The sequence below is a fragment of the Alcanivorax sp. HI0044 genome (genome assembly GCF_001634945.1).
The window spans coordinates 1-7,708 of the sequence record NZ_LWEZ01000753.1; the positions used below are offsets into that span (position 1 = coordinate 1).

Genomic DNA, 7,708 nt, shown 5'->3' on the forward strand with positions numbered 1-7,708 from the left:
ATAGGCAGCGTGTACGGGGTGGGGTATCGGCTGGAAACGCCGTAACACCTCCGCCTACTTGTAGGAGTCGAACCTCGCGAAGCGAGGCGCTAGACGAGCGTTCCGCACGATTGATCGCCTTTCGGGGATTCCGTGCTGCGCACGGTTCGGCCCCTGGAAGGGAATCTCCTACAGCACAAATCAGGCGTCGTTGCGGTTTTGATTTTCCTTGCAGCTCGTTGCTCGCAGCTAGTAACTGCTTCTTCCACATTTCCTGCATATTGCTTGCACCCTTTGCCGCAATACTCTCCCCATCACATTCAGGGACTCAATGGAGTCACAAGGAGAAAGCCCCATGAAAAAGATCGCCATCGTTATTCTTGCTGTTTTTACCACATCCGCTTTTGCCATGGGCCCCGGTCATCGGGGCGGTGAGAGAATGGTCGAACACATGACAAAAAAGCTGGAACTGACGGAAACGCAAAGCGCAAAAATGACCAGCGTCTTTGAGGAGCAGGGTGAGAAAATGAAAGCCTTGCACGATGAAACCCAGGCAAAAATCAACGCCATTCTGACACCGGAACAGCAGGAGAAAATGGCGGAGCTTAAAGAAGACCGCAAAGAGCGCTGGGAAGAACGCAAAGAAAAACGGAAACAGAAAAAAGGGGAGCGCGGAGAGTAACGTCCGGGCAATTCTTATCTCGAAACACTAAACCGGCATGAAAGCCGCCCTGTTCGCGATGCGAGCATCGCCTCCCACAAGACAAGCGCGTTACTGTGGGAAGCCATGCTTGCATGGCGAATTGTCTTTTCCAGACCGTCGACGCGAAGCCCTACAACAACGCCTGACGCATATCCGTCAATAGTTGGCTCAAGTACGTCGTGAACCGCGCCGCAGCCGCCCCATCAATAACCCGGTGATCGTAAGACAAACTCATCGGCAGCATCAGCCGGGGCTGAAACTGATTACCATCCCATACCGGCTGCATGTCCGAACGGCTCACGCCGAGAATCGCCACTTCCGGCCAGTTCACAATCGGCGTAAACGCAGTCCCACCAATACCGCCCAGGGACGAAATGCTGAAGGTTCCGCCTTTCATATCCGCAGGTGTCAACTTACGGTTACGGGCTTTCTCGGCCAGCTCGCCCATTTCCAGAGCGATTTCCTTCAGCCCTTTCTTGTCCGCATCCTTGATCACCGGCACGACCAGACCATTGGGGGTGTCTACCGCTATACCAATATTGATATAGCGTTTTTCAATCAACGCCTCGCCACTGTTTTCCAGCGAACTGTTGAAACGCGGGTACTCCTTCAGCGCCCGCGCACAGGCTGTCACCAAAAACGCCAGCATGGTGAGCTTTACGCCCTCGCGTTCAAGGCGTTTGTTCTGACTTTTGCGGAACGCTTCCAGGTCGGTGATATCCGCATTGTCATGCTGGGTCACATGGGGAATGGTCAACCAGGAACGCGTCAAATTCTGGGCGGATACCTTGCGTAGCTTGTTTAACTCAACCCGCTCAATGTCTCCGAACTGGCTGAAATCAATCTCCGGCAGTTCTACTGCCAGGCCACCGCCTGCGCCCCCGGCCGGCTGCCCTTCCAGGCGCTGCTTCACATAGGCATGCACGTCATCTTTGAGAATACGACCTTTCGGGCCTGTGGCGCTGACCTGTGACAAATCCACCCCGGTTTCCCGAGCCAGCTTGCGCACCGCAGGGCCAGCATGGACAGGTTTGGACGGAGACGCCCCACTGTCGGCGACTTGCCCCCGGGATGAAGAGGAAGGCTCGCTTTTCTGTGCCGGCTTGCCTTGTGCGCCTGTGTCACTGTCTTTGCCGGTTTCCTTCTCCTCCTTATTGGCGTGTTCGGCATCAGCCTCTTTTTCACTCTCCGGTTCTCGCTCGCTTGCTTCTGCTGATACAGAACCACCCGCAACCGCCAATGTAATCAGGGCATCACCGGTGCCGACCTTGTCACCGACGCTGACGCTAACCGACTCCACCTTGCCGGCGTTCGGCGACGGAATTTCCAGCGACGCCTTGTCGGATTCCACCACCACGATGACCTGCTCTTCGTCGAGCTCATCGCCCACAGCCACATTCACTTCAATAATTTCTGCCGCATCGATATCACCAAGATCCGGCACCTTTACGGTTTCCGTGCGGCTTCCTGCCTGCTCTTTCGGCTTGTCCACCTTGGCGCTGTCGCCCGACGCGTTTTCCTTTTTCGGCTCATCCTGCGGCTGCGATTGGGCACCGCTACCCTGCGCCGTGTCGCCCTTGTCATCTGCTGCTACGGATTCATCATTGCCTTCGGCCTCAAGCTCCATAACCGCATCGCCTTCCTTGACGCGATCACCCACCTTGACACTGATTGCAGCAACTTTTCCGCCCTGGGGCGCTGGCACTTCCACTGTTGCCTTGTCGGATTCCAGCACAATAATGGTGTCTTCGGCGTTAATGGTATCGCCAACTTTCACGCTGATCTCGATGACATCAACAGGATCACTGCTGCCCACATCGGGAACATGAATTTGCGTTTTACTCACACCTGAACTCCTTATAGTGAGATCACTGATCGATAATCAGTGATGGGTGCGATCAATGCATCACCGGATAGGGTTTATCCGTATTGATGCCATATTTCTCAATGGCCTGTTTCACCACCGCAGCCTCAACCTTGCCCTCTTTGCGCAAGGCATTCAGTGCCGCCAGCACCACGAAGTAACGATCCACTTCAAAGAAATGGCGTAACTTCTGGCGTGAGTCGCTGCGCCCGAAACCATCGGTACCCAGCACCGAATACGGGGCTTTCACCCAGGGGCGAATCTGGTCGGCAAAGGCGCGCATGTAATCAGTGGATGCGATCACTGGCCCGGCGCGACCCTCCAGGCATTTCTCTACCCAGTTAGGCCCTCGCTCTTTTTCCGGGTTGAGCATATCGTCGCGGTCCAGCTGAAGCCCTTCACGACGCAGCTCGTTGAAGCTGGTGACGCTCCACACATCCGCCGCCACACCGAAATCCTCTCGCAGCAAGTCCGCCGCCGCTTCCACTTCGCGCAATATCGTACCGCTGCCGAGCAGCTGAACCCGCAGGGTTTTCTTTGCTTTCGGTTTGCCTTCACGCAGCAGATACATGCCTTTGCGGATGCCTTCTTCCGCCCCTTCAGGCATGGCACCGTGCATGTAGTTCTCATTCATCAGGGTCAGGTAATAGAACACCTTTTCGTTGTCCTCATACATGCGTCTGAGGCCATCCTGAAGAATCACTGCCAGCTCGTAACTGTAGGTGGGATCGTAACTGACACAGTTGGGCACGGTGCTGGCCAGCAGATGACTGTGGCCATCCTGGTGCTGCAACCCTTCGCCGTTCAGGGTGGTCCGCCCGGCGGTGGCGCCCAGCAGAAAACCGCGGGCCTGGCTGTCGCCGGCGGCCCAGCACAGGTCTCCCACGCGCTGGAAGCCGAACATGGAGTAATAGATGTAGAACGGAATCAGGGTGAAGTCGTGGACGCTGTAACTGGTGGCTGCCGCCAGCCAGCCGGACATGGCACCGGCTTCGTTGATGCCTTCTTCGAGAATGCGCCCCTTCTTGTCTTCCCGGTAATACATCACCTGGCCAGCATCTTCCGGTTCATACTTCTGGCCGCCGGATGAATAAATGCCTAACTGGCGGAACAGCCCTTCCATGCCAAAGGTACGGGCTTCATCGGGCACAATCGGTACCACGCGCTCACCAATCTGCTTGTCCTTGATCAGCGTGCTCATCATGCGCACGAAGGCCATGGTGGTGGATATTTCCCGATCACCACTGCCTTCAAGAAAGTTGGCAAACACATCCAGCCCGGGGATGGTCAATTGCTGGCTGGCTTTCTGGCGGCGCACGGGCATATAGCCGCCCAGTTTGTCGCGTTGTTCCTTCATGTAACGCAGCTCGGCGGAGTCCTCTGCCGGGCGGTAATAGGGCACCTCTTCCAGCTGCTCATCGGTGAACGGCATATCGAAGCGGTCGCGGAAATCCTTCAGGCTTTCCAGATCCAGTTTTTTCATCTGATGCGTTTTATTGACGGCTTCACCGGCACCGGTGGCATAACCCTTGACCGTCTTGGCCAAAATCACCGTGGGCCGCCCGGTGTGATTCACCGCAGCGTGATACGCCGCGTACACCTTGAACGGATCGTGGCCACCCCGGTTCAGGCGATACACATCTTCATCGCTCATGTGCTCGACCAGTTTCTTCAGTTCCGGGTTCTCACCAAAGAAATGTTCCCGGGTGTAGGCGCCACCGTTTTTCTTGTAGGCCTGATATTCCCCATCCACACATTCTTCCATGCGGCGACGCAGCAGACCTTCACTGTCTTTTTCCAGCAACGGGTCCCACAGGCGCCCCCACACTACCTTGATCACGTTCCAGCCGGCGCCACGGAACACGCCTTCCAGCTCCTGGATAATTTTACCGTTACCGCGCACCGGGCCATCCAGTCGCTGCAGGTTGCAGTTCACCACAAACACCAGGTTATCCAGCTTTTCACGCCCCGCCAGAGCGAGGGCGCCAAGGGATTCCGGCTCGTCCATTTCACCGTCACCCAGGAATGCCCAGACCTTGCGGTTATCCTGCTGGATCAACTCCCGGTTCTGCAGGTACTTCATGATGTGGGCCTGGTAGATGGCCTGAATCGGCCCCAGCCCCATGGAGACAGTAGGAAATTGCCAGAAGTCCGGCATCAGCCAGGGGTGGGGATAGGACGACAGTCCCTTGCCATCCACTTCCCGGCGGAAGTTATCCAGCTGCTCTTCGCTGATGCGCCCTTCCAGGTAAGCCCGTGCGTAGACACCCGGTGCCGAATGGCCCTGAAAGAACACCAAATCGCCCTCGTTCTCATCGCTGGGGGCGCGGAAGAAATGATTAAAGCCCACATCGTAAAGGGTGGCGGAGGAGGCAAAAGAGGCGATGTGGCCACCCAGCTCATCATCGTTATCCATGTTGGCCCGCATAACGGTGGCCAGCGCATTCCAGCGCACCAGTGAGCGAATACGGCGCTCCATGAACATGTCACCGGGGATGGCGGCTTCGTCCTTGGGGGCAATGGTATTGAGATAAGGGGTGTTGAGGTGGGTGCGATAAACGCCCTGCTCCTGGGCTTCGTTGGTAATGGCATCGAGTAGCCAGGCGGCCCGCTCGGGACCTTCCCGCTCGACCACGGATTCCAGGGCTTCGAGCCATTCCCGGGTTTCTGCGGGATCAACGTCGTCAAAAAAACTGCGTTTTTGCATGGGCTTGCGTCCTTTTTCGCGTTGCCATGCGCCGCCGCAGGATCACTGCAGCGGCGCTGAAAGAGGCCCAAGGGTGACTGGGCTTGAGACCTGAAGTCTCACGACACCGGTGGCTGGGGCATATCTGCCGATACCCCGGTGTTCGTTAATACTAGCGCCGTAGACCGGTTGGCGGTCAAGCTGGCCAGTGACGAAAAGAATCAGCCAGCACAGTATGTTGGCCATTTTTTCGGTTATTTCGCTATCGTGAACCCGATGCAGGAAAACCGGAATGCGACCAAGGTCGGTTCTATAGAAACGCTACTCACTCCAGCACGTTCACATTCACAGCAACATGATCCACAACGCGGCCATAATCAGCCAGATGGCCACACAGCGAAGCAGCAGGCCCTGCAATTCTTCCAGCTGGTCCATTGCCATATTCAGTGTGGCAGGGCGAGCCTCGCCGCCTTCTTCCTGTGCCACGTTAGCCACTGACAGCAGAAGTGAGTCAGAAGGTTGCAATTGCCACCAACTGCCGCGCATCCGGTTCATCACGGCGCTGAAATCGCCTGCCAATGCCATGCTGATAATCAACAGTTGCCGGGCGGGAAGAGTCAGCCAGTCATCCAGTGCGTGCTGCCAACCCAAGGTCTCTGATTCGCTACAGTGACGCCGCTGACGCTGCAGCCAGGCATGGTTCATGACCACCAGAAACGCCGCGCCGAACCCCAGCAACACCAGCCAGAAAATCGCCACAAACAAGCGTTCTTCCCGCGCCAGAATCTGCTCACTCAGTTGCTGGTGGTAGGCCGGGTCACCGGGCACGCCGTTAACGGAAAATTCGTCCGTGGCCAGGGCAGCAAACCCGTCCGGGTCATTCATGCGGCCGCGTACCAGCAACTCATCCACATGGCGAAACTCGCTGTGACTGCCCAGCAACCACAAGAGCAGCAATGTGCCCAGACCCAGCACCAATAACTGGCCCCAGAAACCGGACAACCAGCATGCGCCCCAGGCAATCAACACTGCAGGCAGCAGCACAGCCACCCACCACACCCGGCTTGGCTGGCCGATGCGGCTACCGCAGCGTTGCAACCAGCGCTGGTGACGTTCCTCACCGGCCAGCAGAGGCGACCAACCGGCGTCCATCCGGCGTAGCCCCATCACCACGATCAGAACAATAAACTTCATGCCGTTTGCTCCTTGAAATCCGCCAGCTGCTGGCGATAACGCAGCCAGTCAAACGCGGGCCCGGGATCGGTTTTTCTTCCCGGTGCAATATGTTCATGGCCGGTAATGCGGGCATCGGTAATCGCAGGATAGTGATGCTGCAAAAGCTGCGTCAGCGCAGCCAGCGTAGCGTACTGGGCGTTTTCGTAGGGGATGTTATCGGCCCCTTCCAGTTCGATACCGAGGGAGAAATCGTTGCAGTTTTCCCGCCCCTGAAACGTGGAGACGCCGGCATGCCAGGCTCGCTTATCGCACGGCACAAACTGTAGCAGGCCCCCGTCACGACGAATCAGAAAGTGGGACGACACCGTCAATTGGTGGATGGTTTCAAAATAGGGGTGATCCGCCGGGTTCAGGCCGTTTTGAAAAAACGCTTCGATATGGCCGCCGCCAAACTGGCTCGGCGGCAAACTGATGTTATGGATCACCAGCAACGAGATATCAGCCGGATCAGGGCGTTCATTAAAATTGGGGGATGGGCACCATTGCGCCTGATCGACACGATGTCCGGAAAGGGTAAGCACCCGCGCAAGCTCCCTAGAATCTGTTCATGATCTATACGCAACCGCGCCGGAGTCAATTTTTTCGCCAGGTCGTGATTGCGATTCTTTCGTGTAGTCATTCTACATAAATAAGCGCAATCGCGGGCTGGCGGCCTCTTTTCCTTAAAGAAAGGGGCCCGGCCCTTCGGGTTACCGCTAAAAATGGTGCCGTGCTGTGTTGCAGACCTTGAACTTGACCCGTCAGGCCCTGCGGTCCGCGCCTTGCCTGCCACCATTTTTAGCAGCAACGCGGCTGCGTATAGATCATCAACAGGTTCTTATGCCTGCGCCGGGATGAATACGGCAGGGGTTAGTGTTGCACGTTACCCTGCATGCGACGCAGATCGCCAATAACTGCTTCCAGAGCCCGGTCAAACAGGGCTCCCTCCTCAATGAGTTTAACAGTCCCGTTATGCAGGGCAACGGCCAGGGTGTAAGCAGAAAACTCCTGCACCTTGATACCGCGGCGGTTGGTAAACACCATTTTCACGCCGGCGCGGATGTTGGCCGCCAGCTTGGCGCGGCGAGGTTCGCCGTCATCCTGAATTTCAATCCACTGCCCGGGCGGCAGCTGGCTGCATTTCTTCACCAGGAAATGATTTTCCGGCAATTCCGGCACCGTTTCCGGCTGGACCGGCTCGGCGGGCTGCTCTGGCTCCACCGCCACCCGCTCCGTCTGCAGCCCCTTGAGCAGCTGCTGA

6 protein-coding genes are annotated in these 7,708 nt (G+C 57.0%); 1 reads left to right on the top strand and 5 read right to left on the bottom strand.

Annotated features, from left to right (window positions below; genetic code table 11):
- Positions 1-334 precede the first annotated feature (334 nt).
- Positions 335-661 carry a Spy/CpxP family protein refolding chaperone gene (locus A3730_RS09015; RefSeq protein ID WP_063537950.1) on the top strand — a complete coding sequence of 109 codons (327 nt, stop codon included), beginning with the start codon at positions 335-337 and terminating at the stop codon, positions 659-661.
- Between the two features lie 151 nt (positions 662-812).
- Here the strand turns inward: A3730_RS09015 and aceF are convergent, their stop codons facing one another.
- The 5 genes from aceF to A3730_RS09040 all read right to left on the bottom strand — a co-directional run.
- Positions 813-2,528 carry a dihydrolipoyllysine-residue acetyltransferase gene (gene aceF, locus A3730_RS09020; RefSeq protein WP_063519632.1) on the bottom strand — a complete coding sequence of 572 codons (1,716 nt, stop codon included), beginning with the start codon at positions 2,526-2,528 and terminating at the stop codon, positions 813-815.
- 52 nt (positions 2,529-2,580) lie between these two features.
- Entirely contained in the window at positions 2,581-5,253 is a 2,673-nt protein-coding gene (gene aceE / locus A3730_RS09025) for a pyruvate dehydrogenase (acetyl-transferring), homodimeric type (RefSeq protein WP_063537952.1), read from the bottom strand.
- A 324-nt stretch (positions 5,254-5,577) separates the two neighbouring features.
- Positions 5,578-6,426: a hypothetical protein gene (locus A3730_RS09030; protein WP_063520413.1), complete on the bottom strand. Its 849-nt coding sequence runs from the start codon at positions 6,424-6,426 to the stop codon at positions 5,578-5,580.
- Positions 6,423-6,989, bottom strand: a complete 567-nt coding sequence (gene ampD / locus A3730_RS09035; protein WP_063520414.1) for a 1,6-anhydro-N-acetylmuramyl-L-alanine amidase AmpD — start codon at positions 6,987-6,989, stop codon at positions 6,423-6,425. Before ampD ends, A3730_RS09030 begins: the two co-directional genes overlap by 4 nt.
- 328 nt (positions 6,990-7,317) lie before the next feature.
- Positions 7,318-7,708, bottom strand: a 391-nt coding sequence (locus A3730_RS09040; RefSeq protein WP_156501104.1) for a DUF1631 family protein, incomplete at its 5' end; no start/stop codon positions are given.

Excerpts from the sequence above, each read along its gene's own strand:
- aceE (WP_063537952.1), bottom strand. The coding sequence starts at position 5,253 with ATGCAAAAACGCAGTTTTTTTGACGACGTTGATCCCGCAGAAACCCGG.
- A3730_RS09030 (WP_063520413.1), bottom strand. The coding sequence starts at position 6,426 with ATGAAGTTTATTGTTCTGATCGTGGTGATGGGGCTACGCCGGATGGAC.
- A3730_RS09015 (WP_063537950.1), top strand. The coding sequence starts at position 335 with ATGAAAAAGATCGCCATCGTTATTCTTGCTGTTTTTACCACATCCGCT.